Annotated in this window: 18 protein-coding genes; 10 read left to right on the forward strand and 8 right to left on the reverse strand. The window is 59.1% G+C overall.

The genetic code is table 11. The features are described 5' to 3' along the window. Window positions 1-152 precede the first annotated feature (152 nt). The 3 genes from rpsD to rplQ all read left to right on the forward strand — a co-directional run bounded on the left by rpsD (window position 153) and on the right by rplQ (window position 2,363). The gene (rpsD, locus tag H1Y01_RS02670) at window positions 153-785 is read left to right on the forward strand and encodes a 30S ribosomal protein S4 (protein ID WP_180538549.1); all 633 of its coding nucleotides are present in this window, start codon (window positions 153-155) and stop codon (window positions 783-785) included. 87 nt (window positions 786-872) lie between these two features. Further along, complete coding sequence (locus H1Y01_RS02675) at window positions 873-1,904, forward strand: DNA-directed RNA polymerase subunit alpha (protein ID WP_180538550.1); 1,032 nt, start codon at window positions 873-875, stop codon at window positions 1,902-1,904. Window positions 1,905-1,913: 9 nt separating this feature from the next. After that, the gene (gene rplQ, locus H1Y01_RS02680) at window positions 1,914-2,363 is read left to right on the forward strand and encodes a 50S ribosomal protein L17 (RefSeq protein ID WP_180538551.1); all 450 of its coding nucleotides are present in this window, start codon (window positions 1,914-1,916) and stop codon (window positions 2,361-2,363) included. Between the two features lie 258 nt (window positions 2,364-2,621). Here the strand turns inward: rplQ and H1Y01_RS02685 are convergent, their stop codons facing one another. Next, window positions 2,622-3,071, reverse strand: a complete 450-nt coding sequence (locus H1Y01_RS02685) for a hypothetical protein (protein ID WP_180538552.1) — start codon at window positions 3,069-3,071, stop codon at window positions 2,622-2,624. Between the two features lie 183 nt (window positions 3,072-3,254). Between H1Y01_RS02685 and H1Y01_RS02690 the strand changes: the two genes are divergently transcribed. Continuing rightward, complete coding sequence (locus H1Y01_RS02690; protein ID WP_180538553.1) at window positions 3,255-5,315, forward strand: prolyl oligopeptidase family serine peptidase; 2,061 nt, start codon at window positions 3,255-3,257, stop codon at window positions 5,313-5,315. 3 nt (window positions 5,316-5,318) lie between these two features. Here H1Y01_RS02690 and H1Y01_RS02695 read toward each other — a convergent pair whose 3' ends face one another. Beyond that, window positions 5,319-5,744, reverse strand: coding sequence for a carboxypeptidase-like regulatory domain-containing protein (locus H1Y01_RS02695; protein WP_180538554.1), 426 nt, complete (start codon window positions 5,742-5,744; stop codon window positions 5,319-5,321). Window positions 5,745-5,770: 26 nt separating this feature from the next. Continuing rightward, window positions 5,771-6,016: a hypothetical protein gene (locus H1Y01_RS02700; RefSeq protein WP_180538555.1), complete on the reverse strand. Its 246-nt coding sequence runs from the start codon at window positions 6,014-6,016 to the stop codon at window positions 5,771-5,773. Window positions 6,017-6,172: 156 nt separating this feature from the next. Here H1Y01_RS02700 and H1Y01_RS02705 point away from each other — a divergent pair, with 156 nt between their 5' ends. Further along, entirely contained in the window at window positions 6,173-7,189 is a 1,017-nt protein-coding gene (locus H1Y01_RS02705; protein ID WP_180538556.1) for an alpha/beta hydrolase, read from the forward strand. Window positions 7,190-7,764: 575 nt separating this feature from the next. On the opposite strand, the gene H1Y01_RS02710 is transcribed toward H1Y01_RS02705, so the two are convergent. Together H1Y01_RS02710 and H1Y01_RS02715 are read right to left on the reverse strand one after the other, a co-directional pair. Beyond that, window positions 7,765-9,822 (reverse strand): M13 family metallopeptidase, encoded by a 2,058-nt coding sequence (locus H1Y01_RS02710; RefSeq protein ID WP_180538557.1) that lies wholly within the window; start codon window positions 9,820-9,822, stop codon window positions 7,765-7,767. Window positions 9,823-9,902: 80 nt separating this feature from the next. After that, on the reverse strand, window positions 9,903-10,778 hold the full coding sequence (locus H1Y01_RS02715) for a tetratricopeptide repeat protein (RefSeq protein ID WP_180538558.1): 876 nt from the start codon (window positions 10,776-10,778) through the stop codon (window positions 9,903-9,905). Window positions 10,779-10,920: 142 nt separating this feature from the next. Between H1Y01_RS02715 and H1Y01_RS02720 the strand changes: the two genes are divergently transcribed. Next, window positions 10,921-11,559, forward strand: a complete 639-nt coding sequence (locus tag H1Y01_RS02720; protein WP_180538559.1) for a sensor histidine kinase — start codon at window positions 10,921-10,923, stop codon at window positions 11,557-11,559. A gap of 28 nt (window positions 11,560-11,587) precedes the next feature. After that, window positions 11,588-12,667, forward strand: a complete 1,080-nt coding sequence (tsaD, locus tag H1Y01_RS02725) for a tRNA (adenosine(37)-N6)-threonylcarbamoyltransferase complex transferase subunit TsaD (protein WP_180538560.1) — start codon at window positions 11,588-11,590, stop codon at window positions 12,665-12,667. A 232-nt stretch (window positions 12,668-12,899) separates the two neighbouring features. Here the strand turns inward: tsaD and H1Y01_RS02730 are convergent, their stop codons facing one another. Next, window positions 12,900-13,739, reverse strand: a complete 840-nt coding sequence (locus H1Y01_RS02730; protein ID WP_180538561.1) for a TonB family protein — start codon at window positions 13,737-13,739, stop codon at window positions 12,900-12,902. A gap of 137 nt (window positions 13,740-13,876) precedes the next feature. Here H1Y01_RS02730 and H1Y01_RS02735 point away from each other — a divergent pair, with 137 nt between their 5' ends. From H1Y01_RS02735 to H1Y01_RS02745, 3 genes are all read left to right on the forward strand, one after another. Then, complete coding sequence (locus H1Y01_RS02735) at window positions 13,877-15,139, forward strand: PP2C family protein-serine/threonine phosphatase (RefSeq protein ID WP_180538562.1); 1,263 nt, start codon at window positions 13,877-13,879, stop codon at window positions 15,137-15,139. 137 nt (window positions 15,140-15,276) lie between these two features. Beyond that, window positions 15,277-17,022, forward strand: coding sequence for a sensor histidine kinase (locus H1Y01_RS02740; protein WP_219341207.1), 1,746 nt, complete (start codon window positions 15,277-15,279; stop codon window positions 17,020-17,022). Between the two features lies 1 nt (window position 17,023). Continuing rightward, the gene (locus H1Y01_RS02745; protein WP_180538564.1) at window positions 17,024-17,707 is read left to right on the forward strand and encodes a response regulator transcription factor; all 684 of its coding nucleotides are present in this window, start codon (window positions 17,024-17,026) and stop codon (window positions 17,705-17,707) included. Between the two features lie 76 nt (window positions 17,708-17,783). On the opposite strand, the gene H1Y01_RS02750 is transcribed toward H1Y01_RS02745, so the two are convergent. Continuing rightward, a complete protein-coding gene (locus H1Y01_RS02750) occupies window positions 17,784-18,263 on the reverse strand; it encodes a Spy/CpxP family protein refolding chaperone (protein ID WP_180538565.1) in 480 nt (159 codons plus the stop codon). 136 nt (window positions 18,264-18,399) lie between these two features. Continuing rightward, the coding region (locus tag H1Y01_RS02755; RefSeq protein WP_180538566.1) for a TonB-dependent receptor domain-containing protein at window positions 18,400-20,041 on the reverse strand (1,642 nt) is incomplete at its 5' end.

Here is a 20,041-nt window from a genome sequence, read left to right on the forward strand (position 1 = left end):
GTGGTTACCGAGCCGCGACGGTAACGGAGCGGTTTGGCCGGTGTGGTTACCGAGCCGCGACGGTAACGGAGCGGTAGTAGTTCAGCAAGCAAGCGGGACGAAGCGGCGCACAATCCGCGTAAACCGCACGTGACAAGGTAAAGGAGAAAGATTTGGCACGTTATCGAGGCCCCGTTTGCCGGCTCTGCCGGCGCGAGGGCATGAAATTATTCCTGAAGGGCGAGCGCTGCCACAGCGAAAAGTGCGCCATCGAAAAGCGCAACTTCGTCCCCGGCCAGCACGGCAAGGATCGCAAAGCCAAGATCGTCGGCTACGGTCTCCAGCTCCGCGAGAAACAGAAAACCAAGCGCGTTTACGGCCTGCTCGAAACGCAGTTCCGCAACAGCTACGAGAAAGCGGCCCACATGAAGGGCATCACCGGCGAGAACCTGCTCTCGCTGATGGAGCGCCGTCTCGATAGCGTCATCTATCGGATGGGTCTCGCCACCAGCCGCCCGCAGGCGCGCCAGGTCGTGCGCCACGGCCACATCCAGGTGAACGGCCGTAAAGTCAACATTCCGTCGTTCGTGGTGAAGCCCAACGACGAAATCTCGGTTCGTGACTCCAGCAAGGAGAATCCCACCATTCTGTCGGCTCGCGACGCTACGGCGCACGCCCCATCGCCGAGCTGGATGGACGTCGATCGCGACAATCTGAAAGGCCGTATTTCCGGCATGCCGCGACGCGATGAACTGGTACAGATTCCGATCAACGAGCAGCTGATCGTCGAATTGTACTCGAAGTAACAGTGGATTAATAAAATTTGGTCGGTTTGGAACGTTGCGCGACACGCACGCAACGTTGTACCCCATTGAGGAATCAAAGAAAAAGATATGTTCAAGGGCTTTCAGAAACCTAAACGCCTGGTCGCGAACACCGATACCCTGACGGAACGGTACGGGATGTTCACCGCGCAGCCTTTCCAGCGCGGCTTCGGCACCACCATCGGCAACAGCCTCCGTCGCGTACTGCTCAGCTCCATCGAAGGCGCGGCTATCACCGCCGTCCGCATCTCCGGCGCCGAGCACGAATTCAGCCCGATCCCGGGCGTCGTCGAGGATGCGACCGATATCATCCTCAACCTCAAGCAGATTCCTTTCAAGATCATGGGTGAAGGGATAAAGACCGTGCGTCTGGTTTCAGACCGTGCCGGAGAGATTTTCTCGGGCCAGATGCAGACCGACGCCGATGTTGAAGTTCTCGACCGCAACCTGCATGTCGCGACGGTCAGCGAGGGCGGCCATCTCGAGATCGAGATGCGCCTCAAGATGGGCCGCGGCTACGTGAGCGCCGATAAAAACTTCGACGAGGATCTCGCCATTGGCTACATCCCGATCGATTCCGTTCATTCGCCGGTTCGCAAAGTTAACTACACGGTGGAAGCCGCACGCCTCGGGCAGATGACGGATTACGACAAGCTGACTTTGGAAGTCTGGACCAACGGCGCGGTCGCCCCCCAGGACGCGATCGGCTACGCCGCCAAGCTGATCAAAGACCACATGACGATCTTCATCAACTTCGAAGAAGTGGCCGAGTCCGAAGCGGAGCAGCCGGAGCGCGGGATCGAGCGCACGGGCGATCAGCTCAACCGCTCGGTCGAAGAACTCGAGCTTTCGGTTCGTTCCTACAATTGCCTGAAGAACGCCAACATTCAGACCATTGGCGAGCTGGTGCAAAAGTCGGAAGCCGAGATGTTGCGCACCAAGAACTTCGGCCGCAAATCGCTGAACGAAATCAAGGAAATCCTGCAGGGTATGGGCTTGTCGCTGGGGATGCGTCCCGACGCGCATGGCCGTCTGCAGCCGCCCGCCGCGGGTTCGCCGGAAACCAGCTTTGACACGGACGACCTGTCTGCTGAACAATAGAGGCACTTCATGAGACACAAAGTCGGGACTTCCAAACTCAAGCGCGACGTTGGGGCGCGCAATTCGCTGCTCAAGAACCTGGTGACCAGCGTCATCATCACGGACTACATCGTCACCACCATTCCGAAGGCGAAGGCGGCTCAGCCGCTCGTCGAGAAGATGATCACGCTGGCCAAGCGAGACACGCTGCATACGCGCAGGCAGGCGGCTGGTTTTCTCGAAACGCCGGCTTCGGTGAAGAAGCTGTTCGACACGCTCGGTCCGAAGTTCAGCCAGCGCAATGGCGGATATACCCGGATCACGCGGCTCGGATTCCGCAAGGGCGACGGCGCCGAACTCTGCAAGCTGGAGTTGGTGGGTACGGAACTGGTGAAGCGCGCGGCCGAACGCGCCAAGCGTCGCGAGGAGCGACTCAAATCGCAGCAAGAAGGCGCTGAGAACGAGACGAGCGAATCTTAGCTCCGACCGGCGATTTTCAAATTGAGCCGCTGTTCCCTCACCGGGACCGGCGGCTTTTTCATTTTCCGTGCGCGATGGCGAGTCCGCCGGCCACTCGCGGGCGCGCGACAAAAAAGGAGTTCCTGGGCCTCGATCAGGTCAATATCAGCCTGCCGCTCTCCCTGATGGGTAGCGGCCAATCCCAGGTGACTCTTACCGCGCCGCCGGTCTTACTTCAAATACCGTTCTGCTCGATATACAGTGACCATCCTGCCGAGCTCAGCTGCGGTTGATCGGAATCGGCGTTGAGCCGCCTGTTCCCTCACCGGAAACGGCGGCCTTTTCAATTTCAGTGACTGCTTCCTTGTGCTCGATTTCGACGCGTTCGCGTTTGATCTCCAGACGAATGTGACCGAAAAAGCTCAGATAGACGTTGGCGACCCAGACCAGCGCGAACAGCGATAACAGGTAGCCGCGCCAATCCGGAAAGAGCAGCTTAAAACGTGTGATGAAAAGGAAAATGGCGGTGACGTAGTGACTGAAACAGTACTCGCAAGTGAACAGATAGAAAAACTTGCGCTCCACCAGTCTTCGGCAAGTCTCGCTGCGGCGCTTGCAGAATTCACGCGGCTCCCGGAACACCTCTTCATGCGTGACGGTCCAGGCAACCGACGCAATGGGGATCGCGAGAACCAGAAGCGTGATGATCTGAACGGTCAAACTCGGCATGACAGACTAGTCTCTACAAGTAGCACGAGGAGAGCCTCTTGCTCCTCAAATACTCCGGAATCGTTTTCCTTCGAACATCCGCATTCGCTGCTATCGTTCATTCATACTAGTCTCTACAACTAGCACAGGGAGAGCCTCTTGCTCCTCAGATACTCCGGAATCGTTTTCCTTCTAACATCCGTTATGCCGGCGCAGACGCAATTGCCGCCCACGCCGAAAAAGCCCGTGGTCGACGTTTATCATGGCGTGTCGGTCACCGACAACTATCGCTGGCTCGAGAACGCAAAAAACCCGGAGGTTAAAGCTTGGGCCGCGGCCGAAACCGCGATCGCACGGAAGTTTCTCGATTCCCTGCCCTCGCGCGCGGCCATCCTCGACGAACTCCATGCGTGGGACAAGAAGCGCGAGATCACCTACGGCGGCTTCGAGTCCCGTCCCGGAGTGATCATCGCGATCAAGAGCGATCCGGCGAAGCAGCATCCCGTCCTGGTCGCGTTCCGATCGCTTGACGATCTCGCTTCGGAACGCGTGCTGGTGGATCCCGATCAGATCGACCCATCGCACACCACTAACTTCGATTTCTTTGTGCCTTCGACCGACGGCCGGTATCTCGCGGTATCACTTTCCGCCGGCGGCAGTGAAAGCGGCGACGTCCACATCTACGAGACGGCGACCGGCAAAGCGCTGAAAGACCTCATTCCGCGCGTCAACGGCGGTACCGCGGGCGGGAGCCTCGCTTGGAATGCCGATAGCAGCGGCTTCTTCTACACCCGCTACCCGCGCGGCTCCGAACGTCCCGCGGCTGACATGGACTTCTATCAGCAGGTCTGGTTTCACCGCCTCGGCACGGCAACGGACGCGGACACCTATGCGATCGGCAAGGAGTTTCCGCGCATCGCCGAGGTTGTGCTTTCCAGTTCGCATGATGGGCATAGCATGGCGGCGACAGTTGAGAACGGCGATGGCGGCGAGTACGAGCAGTGGCTCCTTACGCCGGGGCAGCCCTGGCGCAAACTGGCGGGTTATGCGGACAGCATCACGCAGCTCGCATTCGGCTTCGACAACGACGCGTTTCTGCTCTCGAAGGAGAACGCGCCGCGCGGGAAGATTCTGCGGTTGCACCTGAATCAATCTCTTAAAGAAGCACAGACGGTCGACGCGCAATCGGACGTCGTGATTGAGGAGTTCTTCCCTTCCCCCGCGGGTCTGTGCGTCGCCGAGATGGCGGGCGGCCCTTCGCGCTTGCGATTCATGAGCAGCGACGGCAGCCATTCGCGGGACGTCTCATTGCCGCCCGTCTCGTCGGTGTACGGTGTCTCGCGTCTTGAAGATGGAGAGCTGCTGATCGCTCTCGGCGGATACCTGACGCCGTTCGGCTATTACCGTTTCGATCCCAACTCCAACGCACTGACAGCCACCCGGTTCCACTCGACATCGCCGGTCGCGACCGACCCCTACGAAGTCGTCCGGGATTTCGCGGTGTCCGAGGACGGCACGAAGATTCCGATCAACATCATCCGCAAGAAAGGCCTCGTCCTCGATGGTTCGCACCCCGCGCTGCTCACCGGTTACGGAGGTTTCGATATCGCCAGGCGTCCCAGTTTCAGCGCCAACCGTTTCCTTTTACTGGAACGCGGATTCGTTTTTGCGGAAGCCAACCTACGCGGGGGGAGCGAGTACGGCGAAGAATGGCACGACGCCGGCCGGTTAACGCGCAAGCAGAACGTGTTCGACGATTTCGCCGCCTGCGCCCACTACCTGATCGATCACAAATACACGAACGCGTCAAAGCTGGGAATCCAGGGCGGCAGCAATGGCGGATTGCTGATGGGCGCGGAACTGACCCAGCATCCGAACCTCTATCGAGCCGTGGTTTCCGGCGTCGGCATCTACGACATGCTGCGCAATGAGCTGACGCCCAACGGCGCATTCAACATCACCGAATACGGAACCGTGAAAGAAGCCGACCAGTTCCGCGCACTTTACGCCTACTCGCCCTATCATCACGTGCAGCCCGACAAAACATATCCGGCCGTTCTGTTCCTCACGGGTGACAACGACCCGCGCGTCGATCCGATGAACTCGCGTAAGATGACCGCGGCACTGCAGGCAACCGCGACGAAGCACCCGGTCCTGCTGCATACCAGCGGAACATCCGGCCACGGGGCGTCATCGAAAGACGAATCGTTCGCCGACACCGCGGATGCCGACGCGTTCCTCATCCACGAGCTCGGAGCCGAATAGCCGTTACTTCTTGTCGTGATCCAGCTTCAAGTTCAGAACCGCCTGACGCCGCGTATCGAACGAACTCAGCGTTCGGACGGCGCTCGTTTTGTCGCCGCGCTCGGCTGAAAGCTGAAAGTCGATATCCGCGCTCAGGTCGTGGAAGTAGTAGTCGCCCTGCTCCTTGGTGATGAACGAAATGATCTGAAGCGTCTTGGTGTTCTTAAGCTGAACGATCGCGCCCGCCTGCGGCTTGCCGTCGGCATCGGTCACGATCCCCTGCACATCCCTTACCGCGGGGCCGCCCTTGTTCTGCTGGGCGGGGGCGGGCCCAGCGGACAGAGCAAGCAGCGTAATCGCTGCCGCGAGAACAGACAAGCCGCCGCGAGCGGGTTGGGAGATCAGGTTCATACCCGTTTCGATGGCGGCGGGAAACCGGACGTTACGCAAACTGAGGAATCTTAACTTCGTATCCGTTATGACCACTCGTCTTCTTCTTCCTCTTCCTCCAGCTCGTCTTCGTCTTCATCCTCGTCGAAATCCTCATCCTCTTCGTCGTCGTCTTCATCCTCGTCGACGTCATCGTCAACGGGCTCCAGTTCGAGAGGGTGCGTGCTGGCGACACGGAGCTCGGCCGCGCATTCGTCGCACGATACCGGATCGCCTTCCTCCAATTCTTCTTCTTCCAGATCAAGATCGGCTTTGCAATTCGGGCAGTTCATTTTTTTCCTTATTATCCTCAGTATCGTTTCCCGCAGCGTTCCACTTCCGATGCGCAATCGCCAGCAATCAGTCTTCCGATACTTCTAACCGGTCTCAGGTGCGGACGATGTCGTTTACACTTACGGAATGTCCCGGAATCTTCCCAAAAATCTTAAATGTTGCGCTACATCACAGTTCTGTCTTTGATGGCCATTCGGCTGTCCGGGCAACTGCCGGCGCCCCCTGCACAGCCGCTCACCGGACCTGGTGGCCAAGATTACCTCTATCCTTCATACCAGAAACTCGGGCCGTATTTCGTCAATCCGAAGGATCCGGAGCCGTATACCGCGTTCTACATTCTTGAACCGGCCGGGGGCACACGGCCCGCGTCACTACCGGCGGCGCTCTTTCTGCACGGCTATCTGGTTCCCGGCGAAGGGTATCCCCTGGGAGACAGTCCGGACACGTATTTGTACTGGCTGGCGCATCTCGCCCGCATGGGATACACGGTCGTTTTCCCCGCGTACGACTATCGGCAGCCGCCGCGCAATTTCTCAGCGAACATTATCCAGAGTTGGCACGCCGCACTGCAACTGCTGGCGTCCCGACGGCCGGGCCTGATCCCACCTGCGGCGGACTCGCGGGGAATCGAAACCGTCTTCGCCGGGCATTCGATGGGAGCCGTGCAATGCTTCGCGGTCGCGCAGCAGCTTTCCGTCAGTCCCGTGGACGGCGTTCCGCTTCCGCGCGCGATTGCGGCGTTCTCACCGGGGATCGGCAGATCGGCTATATCGACGGACTTCTCGTCTATCAGCACAACGATTCGTGTTGTGGTGGCGCACGGCGATCAAGACACCAATAACTCGGCGACTGTAGCGGCAATCTGGAATTCGCTGAAACGCGCGGTTGCGGCGGCGAATCGAGACCTTCTTCTGGTGAATTCCGATTTCCATGGCTCACCGGCTCAGGTCGGAAACCACTTTTTCCCCGATACCAACGGCTACGGGGATGGGGGCTCCGGCGTCGATGACCGGGATTACAACGTGACCTGGAAGCTCAGCGTGGGTCTGTTTAACTGTGCGCTGCACGGCGCCGACTGCAGCTATGGCTTGGGTCACGGTTCCGCGGACCAGGTCAATATGGGGAGCTGGAGCGATGGGAAGCCGGTGACACCGCTGACGCTGCAACCGTAGGGTAGGGCAATTAGCCGCGGATGGACCCGTATTGAAAAGTCACTCCTGTTCGAGCATTCCGCTCTCGCGCGGCAAAAGCATTCGAAGGTTCTTTTCCGGAGCACCAGCTCCATTGTTGTCGCGGCTCAGTAGAGCCTCCGGCAGTGCCGGATTGAACAGGGTGTTTTCAGACCACCCTGGGGAATGAAAACGTTGAACACTCCGTTGCCGCGGGGCTGCAAAATACCACATACTGAGCCGCGACGGTGACGGAGCGGTTACAACCTAGGCATCCGCTCTCGCGCGGTAAAGCATTCGAAGGTTCTTTTCCGGAGCACCAGCTCCATTGCTGTCGCGGCTCAGTATAGCCTCCGGCAATGCCGGATTGAACAGGGTGTCTTCAGACCACCCTGGGGAATGAAAACGTCTGCAGTATTTGAGTCGCTGCAAAATACCACATACTGAGCCGCGACGGTGACGGAGCGGTTACAACCCGGGCATCCGCTTTCTCGCGGCAAAAGCATTCGAAGCTTCTTTTTCCGGAGCACCAGCTCCGTTACCGTCGCGGCTCAGTATGCTGATACGCCGCGTGTTTGCTACCAGACGCGGCAGTTCGTCTTCGGCGCCATCGGTTGGCCCACTTTGCAGCTCCAGGCCTGGGCGAATTCCGGCATGTTAACCAGAGTCCCGTTTACGCGAAATTCGGAAAGCGAGTGCGGGTTGGTGGCCGCTTGGAGTCTCCGCGCCTGGGGCGTGTCGTTGGTACACCACATCCCCGCAAAACCGAGGAAGAAGCGTTGCTGCGGGGTGTAGCCGTCCACGTCAGTCAGCTTGTCGCCGGCCATTAGTTTGGTGAATGCGGCATAGGCCAGACGCAGGCCGCCGTTGTCCGCAATGTTCTCGCCTTCGGTCAGCTTTCCGTTCTCTTTCACGTCCGGCGCGACCTGGAAGTTACCGTACTCGTCTTCGATACACTTCGCGCGCGTTTCATAAGCCTTCGCGTCTTCGGGCTGCCACCAGTCAGTGAAGTTACCCGCGGCGTCGAATTGGCGGCCCTGGTCGTCAAATCCGTGAGTCAACTCATGTCCCACTACGGCGCCCACAGCTCCGTAGTTTGTGGCGAAGTCGCTGCTCGCGGTATAGAAAGGCGGCTGTAAGATCCCGGCCGGGAAGTTGATGTTATTCATCTGCGGATCATAGTACGCGTTAACTGTCGGCGGCGTCATGCCCCACTCGGTCTTATCCACCGGCTTACCGATCTTAGCCATCTGGCGGTCGAACTCGAACTCCGTCGCGCGTTCGTCATTACCGACCAAATCGCCCGGCAGCACTTCGACCTTTGAGTAATCTCGCCACTTATCCGGATAACCGATCTTATTGGCGACCGCATGCAATTTCTCCAGAGCAAGCTTGCGGGTTTGCGGTGTCATCCAATCGACGGTCTCCAAGTCTTGTTGCATCGCCGCTTCGATATCATTCACAATTTTCAGCGTCCGCGCCTTGCCTTCGGATCCGAAAGTCTGTTGGACATAGGCCTGACCTAATGCTTCGCCGAGATCGGAATCGGTCAACCGCACGCAGCGCTTCCACCTTGGCTGCTGCTCCTTTTGGCCGGTCAGCGTCTTGGCGTAGAAGTTGAAATTCTCATCCACGAACTTAGTTGGCAGTAAGCGCGCCTCCGCGTGCAGTAAGTGCCAGGTCAGGTAAGTTTTCCAGTCATCGAAGCTCAGGCGGTTAAGCATCGCGCCCATTCCAGTGAAGAAATCTGGAGCGGCAACGTTGATGGATTGCCCTTCGGCATGAACGGCGGGAAGAAACAGTTTCCAATCGAACGCGGGCGCGAGGGCGGCGACCTTCTCGGGGGTCATGGGGTGGTAAACGTTGGCCGGATCGCGGCGCGATGTCACGTCCATGGAAGCCTTCGCCAGTTGCGTTTCCATCTTCATGACGGTGGCCGCGTCCGCAGCCGCCTTTTCGGCAGGTTCACCCATCAGCTCGAACATACGAGCGACGTGTTTGACGTACTTCTCGCGCAGGTCCACTGAAGTAGGATCGGTCTTGAAATAATAATCGCGCTCGGGCAAACCGAGACCGCCCTGATCGAGGTTCGCGATGACCTTCGTGGCATCTTTGAAGTCCTGCCCGGAGCCGGTCGAAAATACCGCATCGACTCCCATGCGCTGTAGCCGCGCGACTTCAGCACTCAGGCTCGGCAGGTCGTGAATCGCGCGAATGCGGTCGAACTCCGGCTGCAGCGGCTCAAGTCCCTTGCGGTCGACGGTCGCCACGTCGACGCACGCTCCGTAAAACGTGCCAATCTTGCGGTCGATGGCCGAACCGGAGTCCGGCTGCCCGGCATCCTTTTCGAGGATGGCGCGGAGGATGGTTTCGTTGCGCTCCTGCAATTCATCGAAACGTGCCCATCGCGAACGATCCGGGGGAATCGGATTGTTCTTCAGCCATGTGCCGCACGCGTACTTATAGAAGTCGTCGCAAGGATTGATGCTGCGGTCCACCATTCCCGAGTAGCCGGGCAATTGAGGTCCGGAATCCGCATCGGGAGGCGCGGGGGGAGGCGCGGGGGGAGGCGCGGCGATCAATTGTGCGAAGGGGAGAGCGGAGCCAACCAGGAGTCCGCAAAAACAAAAGCGCATGCCTAGAGTTTAAGATGCCGCTCCAGGCATGCGCGGGGGAGGGACGGTCTGAAGTGTCGTTCAACCTTCCGGGGGAGATGTTACAAGCCTGCCCGAACCGGTTGCGGCTCCACTTTAGAGTCGGCTTCGATGATCGCATCGGGCGCCGAGAAGTTGGAGATGAAGCGGTGCAACGGATGCGAACTTATCCACGCCTGGGCCTGCTGCATGGCGCGATCTTTATCCTTCTTTTGAACCTTGTCATCCACCCACTGCATGAGGCTGGCGGCCCGCGGCTCGCCGGCTTGCTGGGCGATCAACAGATACTCATACGCTTTGGCGCGATCCATCTTCACGCCTTCGCCGTTGTAATAGAGAATTGCGATGTTACAGAGCGAGGCGCCATCGCCGAGATCCGCGCCCTTTCGGTACCACTGCATGGCTTGCACGGGGTCCTGTTGAACGCCCTTGCCTAAGTCGTACATCGAACCGATGTTAAAGTCCGCCTCGGCGATTCCGGCGTCGGCGGCTTTCCGGTACCACTTCATCGCATTCTCGTAATCCTTTTGCTTTTCGAGAATGGTTCCCAGATTATCGGCGGCGTTGGGATCGCCCAATTCAGCGGCTTTCTGGAACCAGCTTATAGCTGTGTTTTCATTCTTCTCGACGCCCAAGCCGGCGAGGTATGCGAGTCCGAGATTGTATTGAGCTTGGACCAGGCCCTGATTGGCCGCGCTCTCCAGCAGCTGAGCCGCTTTCACGAGGTCGCGATCAGTGCCTTGTCCGCGCGAATAAAGCAGCGCGAGATTATATTGGGCTTGCCCGACGCCTTTGTCCGCCAAACCCTGCCACTCGCGGCTTGCGCAACCGAAGTCACCTGAGTTATAGCACTGCATTCCGACATTGAAATCGGCCGCAAAACAAGTAACTGAAAATCCCGAAGTAATAAGAACGATTGCGAGTGTTGACCTCTTCATGCCGGTGGAGAGGCAATCAGTTTGCCAAACCCCTCAGGCATTCAGTCACACTACAAAAACTAGTGTATCTGCGTTATTCTGCAACGTTTATAAGACGGATTTAGAGTCGGCGCCCGTTCAGAGACTCTAACCTTAATGCGGGATGACAGACGTAAATATCTTTGTACGCGGCGTCGCACATGACTTAAACAACCAGATCATGATTCTGCTTCACGCATTAGATCGTGTTTTGATGATGTGCCCGGACGATCCGGATGCCAAATATGCGATGAAGGCCGCCGAGGACTGCGCAAAATTAGCCGGGCAACTGCTGCCCAATAATCGTGAGCGCCGTATCTTCCAGCCGGTGTCGTTGAAAGCGGCCGTAAGCGAAGCCGCGATGTTCGTGAGACCGCTGTTGCCCGCCGGCAATCGGCTGGAAGTGGACTGCCGCTCGGATTGCACGATCGATTTTGCGCCGTTCGAAATGCAGCAGGCGATTACGAATCTTTGTCTGAACGCGGTGGATGCGATGGCGGGACCGGGCGTGATCCGGTTATCGACCGAGCGCAGTTCGGCATCGGCAACGATCTCGGTAGCGGACACGGGACCGGGCGTGCCGCCGGAATTGCGCGAACGCATCTTCGAGCCGCTGTTCACAACCAAATCGAACAAGGGAGGCAACGGGTTAGGCCTCGCGCTGGTGAAAGAGCTGGTGCAGAAAAGCGGCGGGACAATTTCAGTACACGACGTCCTGCCGCACGGAGCGGAGTTCCGCATTTCACTGCCGGTGTTTTTGTAGAGCGCAGCTTTGGACGCTACGCTGGGACTTGCGCATTCTGGCGATCGAGAGTTCGTGCGATGAGACGGCGGCCGCTGTGGTGGACGACGAAATCGAGATTCTCTCGTCGGTGGTTGCTTCGCAGCTCGATACCCATGGGAAGTACGGGGGCGTTGTGCCGGAGTTGGCATCGCGTGAGCATCTGCGCGCGATTGTGCCCGTCGTGCGGCTGGCACTGGACGAAGCACATGCCGCGCTCGAGACCCTCCACGCGATTGCTGTTACTGCCGGACCGGGGCTGGTGGGCTCTTTGCTAGTGGGGTTGACGTATGCGAAGGGACTGGCTTTCGCGCTGTCGAAACCGCTCATCGCGGTGAATCACATCGAGGGGCATATCTACGCGGTGATTCTTGAATCGAGACGCAAAGGAACGCCGGTCGAGTTCCCTGCCCTGGCCCTGGTTGCGAGCGGCGGCCATACGCATCTCTTTCGAGTTGAGCCGGACGGCGGCATCGCTTTGCTGGGACGCACGCGCGATGACGCGGCGGGCGAGGCTTATGACAAGGTGGCCAAGCTGCTCGGGTTCGGGTATCCGGGTGGACCGATTATCGATCAACTCGCTCCTTTCGGCAACGGACGCGCGGTGCCGTTTACAGCGGTGCGGATGAAGGGGAATCCTCTGGACTTCAGCTTCAGCGGGCTCAAAACCGCGGTGTTGCGATGGACCGAAGCGCGCGATTTATCGGGCGAGCTCGCGGCGCGGCGCGAATTGCTGGCGGTGCATCCGCGGCCGACGATTGAGCAATGGCGGGCCGTGACGCCGCAAGCGACGGTGGATATGCTGGCGAGTTTTCAGCGCACGGTGATCGATGAACTCTTACGGCGCGCGGCGTTAGCGGCCGGGGAGATGGGGGCGCGGGCAGTGATTATTTCCGGAGGGGTGGCGAGCAATCAGGGCTTGCGCGCCGCCGCGGCGAAAGCGGATCTGCAGGCGCCGGTGCATTTCACGACGCGGGCGCTCTCGACGGATAACGCAGTGATGATCGCGGCCGCGGCTTTCGGGAAGGCGCGGCGGGGGGAATATGCGGACTTGGGAGTTGCCCCTTACTCAACGCTCAACAGAAGTTAATTAGCCACAGATGGCCTGCGGTCCACCTGGGGAATGAAAACGTTGAACACTCCGTTGCCGCGGGGGCTGCAAAATACCACATACCGAGCCGCGACGGTGACGGAGCGGTTACAACCTGGGCATCCGCTTTCTCGCGGCAAAAGCATTCGAAAGGTTCTTTTCCGGAGCACCAGCTCCGTTGCCGTCGCGGCTCAGAGTGCTGGCAGGTGTTTCAGATGAACACAGATAAGCATTACAGTAAGTGGAAGTTTACCTCAACATTCGCGACTACGGCTACTGGCTTGCCATCCTTCGTGCCCGGCTCAAAGCGCCACTTTTTCACCGCTTCTATTGCTTTCTCGTCCAGCCCCAAACCTAAGGGCATAACGATCGAGGGTTCCTCAACAGTGCCCTCGGGACTTACCACGACCCGCAGGACTACCGTACCTTCGTATCGTGCCTTGCGAGCCTGTTCCGCGTAAGTAGGTTCGACCTTGGACAGTAATCTCGGCGCTGTCACACTGCGCCCTGGATCGACCCCTCGCATTATGGGGGCCGCTTCGCGCGTCATTTCTTTGGATTTCTCTTCGTTCCCTAGCTTCGATTGCAAGCGGGACGATTTCTGTAACGCGAACTTTACCGCCCAACTGTTCTGGCCGTAAAGCTGGTTCAATACTGGGATCGCTTTCTGCTCCATTGCGTCGGCGCTTGCGAAATCGCCCGCTCGTTCGTAAGCAATCGCCTGCGCGAGCACGTAGTGAGCGACAATCGGCGAGTCTGGTCCCGCTGTATTGCCCCAAATCGCCCCCAATTGCTCGAACGTCTTTTCCTGATCGGACCAATCCTTCGTCAATCCATAGACTTCAGCGAGTTTAGCCAGAAGCGGCGTGGATTCCGATGGATTCACGGAAGCCTGAGCTTGCGCGGCGACTGCGGAGGTTAGCGTCGCGACGGCTTGGTCGAAGTCTTTTGCCTCCATGTACGAACGGGCGGCAGCTAAAACTTCTGAGACAAATTGCTTGTTCTTAGCTGAGCTTCCTTGCGCGTACGCGAAAGTCGTCAACAGGACGATCAAAGCAAGAGTGAATCGCATTCACACCCGAGCATACCGAAGGCCGTTCCATTAGTCCAATCGAATATCTAATGTCTTGATTTGTGCATCTACTTTGTTTTTAAAGATTCTTTACACCGAAGCCCTCCCAAACACCCGAATCCCATCGTCATTCGGGTATGCGAAGCTTAGAAACTCTTCCCGTTCAGCTTTTCTCCCCCATCCATTCCAATCACCTAAACCCCCGACCCGAGCTGATCCTGCTGGCGCGCGTCGCCGAAGACTTGATGCACTGGCTCGACTGCAACTGGATCGTGGGCTTGGTGCGCTTCGGGCGCGATCTGCAAGTGGCCTGCGTGATGGGCGAGCGGCCGAATGTGCAGGCCTGCATCGAGTGCGTCTGCGATGCGTTACGGCGGTCCACCTCGGATAGAGTGTTAACCCTCGGTGAACGGACACAAGCGTTACCCGCAATAATCGCGCGGATCGGAAATGTCGCCGGGATGGAACCGCTGCTCGCGATCGGACCGCGAAGAGCGAAAGGATCGTACACGGAGCGCGATATGGAGATGGTGCGGGCTTTGTGCGCGTCGGTGGGCGTGCTGCTCGCGAATCCGCGGCTTTCCGAAGCGATGTCCGCTGAAGTGGCGGAAACCGACCGGATTCGCAACGAATTCGAAACCGCCCAGGAACTGCAGGAGCGCTTTCTTCCTACAGTAGGACCACATGTTTCGGGACTCGAATATCACGGCCGCTCGCAGCGTTGCGGCTGCCTGGGCGGCGATTTTTTCGGCTTCCTGCATCCCAATGAGACGGAACTTCTGATGACGCTGGGCAAGGTCGCGCCGGTCGGGGCGCCCGCGGCCCTGCTCGCCGCGGGATTGCAGGCGACGCTCCGCTCGCGGTTGGAAAATGAGCGCGATCTCGGACGCATTGTGCGTGAGCTGAACCGCATGATGTGGGAAGTGTCGCCGGGCGATGTGTTCGCTTCGCTGCTATGCGCGCGCATCGATCCGGAGCAGCGGCGTCTGGAGTACGTCAGTGCCGGGCAGGAGACCGCGATTGTGGTGCGCGGACGCGCGAATCGCGTCGACAGGCTCGAGAGTTCCAATGCGGTGCTGGGGCTTAGCCTCGGAAGCGTATACGCGCGGCATGTTGTGGTTTTCGAGCCGGGTGACGTGCTGATTGCATTCACGGAAGGCGTTGCCGACGCGGCCGCGCCGGGGAACCGGCCTTTTCTCGGCGCATTTCCGAGGATGCTCGGGGACGTGGTGAACACGACGGCGCGGGATGTGGCCAGCCGCGTTCTGGATGCGGTTGAAATGTTCTCGGGCAGGGCGGCTGAGGATAACGACAGGACGGTGACGATCATCCGGTCGATCGGCGAGGCGGCGCGCGGCGTCCGGCTGGAGAGCAAGAGCTTTGCCGCTGCGGCGGCCTAGCTTCTACACCGGCGGCCTTCGCGGCGGTAACTTCGCCGGTATTTTACTGGTCTAATTGGAGTAGCGTTCGATTCAAACGATTTCTGCATGAATCTCGAATGAAGCCGGAATTGATCCCCCATCAACGTGGTTCATCGATGTTCATCCGGCTAAAGGACCTTTTCAGCCAGCCGGCCGCAACCGCCCAAAAGGTCTGGGCGCCGTGGGCCTTTATCGCCGTGCTTTGCGTATTGTGCGGCGTGCTCGCCTGGCTGCAGAATCGCTGGTTGGAGGAACTGAGCAAGGCCGAAGAAGCGCGGCTGCACGTCGATTTACAAAGCCGCCTCGATCGGTTTCGCACAGACTTCAATAGCGAGATCAACGCGCAGGTCTTCGCGTTAACTCCGGGCCCCGCGGAACTTCGGGATGTGGGGCTGGAGAGGGCGTTCGCGGCGAAGTTAGCCGCCTGGAAGCGATCTCGCGTGCATTATTTCAGCCGCGTTGTTCTGGCGGTGCCGGACGGCGACGAGATCCGGCTGTGGGATGCGGATCCTTCCACCGGATTGCTCCGAACCATCGAAGCGCCGGCGGAGTGGGCGGGCGTGCTGGACCGCTTGCGCGCGCGCGCTGCCGGAACAGAGTACGGGCCGCCGCGGCCGTCAAACACAAATATCATCGAGATGCCGCTTTTCGGATTCGGCCGGATCAGTCGTGAGCCGCCGGGCTGGCTGCTCCTGCAACTCGATCTCGATTATCTGCGCCGCGACATGATCCCGGGTCTGGTGAGCCGCTATCTGAACGAGGGCCGCGAACTCGCACTGCAGACGGAGATCGTCAGTAGCCGCGATCCAAGCGCCGTGATCTTCCGCTCCAGCGAAGGAAAAGACGTGGACCGGCGCGCCGCCGATGCGTCGGTCAATCTTTTGGAATTCGGTGTACGGCCGGATTGGCGGCCGTTCGGCGGTTTGCCGGAGCAACACGCCGCGGGTGCGGAGCGGCCGCGCGCGCTTTTGCGTGGACCCGAACCGCAGGGCCGCTGGAGGATCAACGTTCGCTATAGGCCGGGTTCGCTGGAATGCGTGATTACGCGGGCGCGCTGGGACAACGCCGCGATATCCGCCGGACTGCTGGTGCTGATTCTGGCGACGGGCGCGGCGCTGGTCCGCTATTCGCGGCACGCGCAGAAACTGGCGCAGCTTCAATTCAACTTCGTAGCCGGAGTTTCCCACGAGCTCCGCACCCCGGTGACAATTATCCGGACGGCCGCCTATAACCTGTGCGGCAAGATCGTTTCGCGCCCGGAGCAAGTGGCCCAGTACAGCAATCTGATTCAAAACGAAAGTGAAAAGTTATCGGCGCTGGTGGAGCAGGTGCTGCTGTTTGCGGCGGCGGGAAGCGGGAAACTGGTCCGTATGCGCGAAGAGGTTTCTGTCGACGAGCTTATCGAACAGAGCATTAGTGCTACCAGCACGGTGCATCCGCCGGAAGTCGTTATCGAAAAGCGCGTAGAGCCCGGATTGCCTTCTATCTCCGTGGATGCAACGGCCATGCAGCATGCGCTGAACAACTTATTGGCCAACGCGATGAAGTACGGAACCCATCGGGGAACCGGGAGTAGTAACTGGGTTGGCATCTCGGCGGCGGCTACTCCGGAATCCGAAGCATCCATTGAGATCCGCGTTGCCGACCGCGGGCCCGGAATACCGGTCGAGGAACAGAAGCGCATCTTCGAGCCGTTTTTCCGGGGCAATCGCCCGGTTAGAAACCAGGTTCACGGCACCGGACTCGGACTTAGTCTGGTGCGCAGCATCGTGGAAGCGCACGGAGGTTCGGTCTCGGTGCTGAGCCAGCCGATGCGCGGCGCGGAATTCATCGTCAGGCTTCCGATCAGGTCCCCCATTTAAGATGCCTTTAATCCTTCTGGTAGAAGACGAACGGAACCTTGCCCTGACGGTGTCCGATTTACTAACGGCGGAAGGTCATGATGTAGAAACCGCCGCGGACGGCGATGCCGGCGTAACTCTGGGTAAGAGTAAGGCCTTTGACTTGATGATTGTGGACGTGATGCTTCCGCACAAGAACGGGTTCGAAGTGTGCCGGGAACTAAGGGAGCATCAGAGCAATCTCGCGATTCTTATGCTGACGGCACGGACCCAGGTGGCGGACCGGGTGCTTGGATTACGTTCCGGCGCCGACGACTATCTGGCCAAGCCGTTCGATCCGGAAGAACTAATCGCGCGGGTGGAAGCGCTGTTGCGGCGGGCGGGGAAAGATAACCGCGTGCTAGGCGGCACCGTGCGTTTCGGAGACGTCGAGGTGGATTTCGAACGGGCTTATCTGACTAAGTCCGGTCAGAGAGTAAGTATAGCGGGCAAGGAGTTACAGTTACTGCAGTATCTCGTGCAGCATCGCGGGCGCGTGGTGCCGAGAGATGAGATTCTGCAGAATGTCTGGGGATATCGGGGGGACGTATCTTCGAGAACGGTGGATGTGCATGTGGCGTGGCTGCGGCAGAAGCTGGAGCGCGACCCGCAGACTCCGGACCACATCCATACAATCCGCGGACAAGGGTACCGTTTCTCGATATGAAGCAAACCGGCTTGCTTACGCGCGCGGCTCAAGCAACACACCGAACCTACGGAGCCGCGCACGTGAGTGAGCGGTGTTAAAGCCCAGGACCGCCGGGACCGCGATGCATTCCGAAGCTGTCCGGTCCACCGTGAGGCAGTGAAGCGTACTTGGTCTGCTGCTCGGGGGTTAACAGCGCGTAGAAAGCGGCGTCGGCGACGGCGTGCGCTTGGACTTCCTGGCCGGTAAGCGAGCCGATCTGCGCGGACTCCGTCCCGATGGTCGCGACATCATTGGCCTCGATCGCGGTCTTCAAGGCAGTGTGGGCGGTCTTCATGCTGCTCCACAAACCGGAAATGGCAGTTTGCTCCGTGGTGAAGATCGTCGTGGCTTGGGCCTGCTGGGCCGAAGTCAGGGTCAACAATGTGGTTAGCCGCGACACCTGATTGGCGACCCTTTGGGCTGGGGTGGGCGGCGTGTGGGTCGGGGTGGTGACGGTCGACTGGGCGAACAAGCCCGCCACCGGCATCATCGAAGCAGCCGCCAAAACGGCGGCGGATAGAGAAAGTTTTTTCATTTGGATACGAGCTCCTCAAAAGTAAAAACGTTCCTGATTTCTAAACGTTACTCCTAGGAGCGGGCCAAAGGTCGTAAAGGGATGTAAAAATCCCTGGTGGGTGGGACGGCAACCGTCCCACCCGCCGGCGGTTGATCTAAAAGATGATTTTCGCGGCGAGCTGCATGTTGAAAGGCTCGCCGGGTCCGAGACCGGGGGCGCCGTTGAAATCGCCGATGGTGTCGCCCACGACACCATTCGAACCTACCGAGCCGGCCCCGGTCGCAAGATTGATGCGATTGAATACGTTGAACATCTCGGCCCGGAGCTGCAGACGGAGACGCTCTTTGACGACGTCAAACGTCTTGAAGACGGATAGATCGACGTCGGCGAAGCCGGGACCGTAAAACTCGTTACGGCCGACATTACCGGCCGGATCGGTGGTGCCGGGGCAGCCGATCGCGCCCGGTATGCAGAACGCCGCCGGGTTCACCCACTCTTCACCCACCCCCGCGACGAACGTATGATTCACCCCCGCGAAGGGGTTCGAGACAAGGTTCAGCCCCGGCCGCTGCGTGCCGGCATCGAAGTTGAAGGGCTGTCCGCTGTGAACCGTGACTAAGCCGCTGGCCGTCCAGCCGGCGGTGAGCACCCGAAGGTGCGAGGACCCGGGAATGTCGTAGCTGAAGAACGCGGTGAAGGCGTGGCGCGTATCGAAATCGCTGCTGCCGTAATCCTCCTTCAGGTTGAAGCTATCGAACGGGATCACACCGCGGTACTCCGTGACTTCATCCAGCGCGTGGGCCCATGTGTAGGAAAATTGGGCCGCGACTCCGTGCCATTGCCGGACTTTGTAAGTGGTCTGGAGAGAGTTGTAGTTCGACGTACCCTCGCTATTGAGTTGGATAATGGAGCCGTAGTTCGGGAAGTACGAGTTAAACTTACCGTCCTGGTTGATATTTTCCATCACCCCGAGCTTCCGCCCTTGGCTTCCGACATAGCCGACGGTGAGAACTGACGAGCTGCCGATCGCCTTCTCTATGTTGAAGTTGTAATTGATAAAGTAGGGTGTACGGAAATTCTGGTTGACCGAGAAGACGTTGAATATCTGGGACGAGCTGAGGCAGTTGGGATCCGTGGCGAAGTTACCGTTACAAGTGGTTACGCCGGGGAAGATAGATGCGCCGCCCGCCTGCGCGGTGGTCCAGTTATAGCCGTTGCGGCTGTAGTTATCGACGGGATTTGGACCGACGGGATTATCTTCGAGGCCGTCTGCGGCGGAGATCGGCGGACGGAAGTCGAGGAACGGGTTCATATTGATCTGATCGAAGAAGAACCCTGCTCCCGTGCGAATTACCAGGCCGGTCATGGGCTGATAAGCGAAGCCGAGACGGGGAGCGAAGTTGTGGTGATCCGGGTTGAAGATATTTGAGACACCTTGTCCCTGGATTTCGAGACCCTGACCATCGACGAATTCGCCGAGGTTCGGAGTGCCGACAGTATGGAGCGGGCCGAAATACTCCCAGCGGAGTCCATAGTTGATGTTGAGCTTCGGCGTGATCTGCCAATCGTCCTGGGCGAAGAAGTCGACGCCGGTGACGGATACGTACCGTTCCGCGTCGCCCACCGAGATGGAAGAGGTGCTGACATCTCCCGCCAGGAAATCGGCCAAGGCAAGAACGTTGGAGTCACCGCATTCGGGAAGGCTGGGAGTCGCGTTGCAGGCGGCGGCCCACGGTCCTTGCGAGCCATCGAAGTTGAACTGACCGGTGGACCGGCGGTAGTAGAACTCGTCCACG

Source organism: Nevskia soli, from assembly GCF_903970205.1.
Taxonomy (GTDB): domain Bacteria; phylum Acidobacteriota; class Terriglobia; order Bryobacterales; family Bryobacteraceae; genus Bog-113.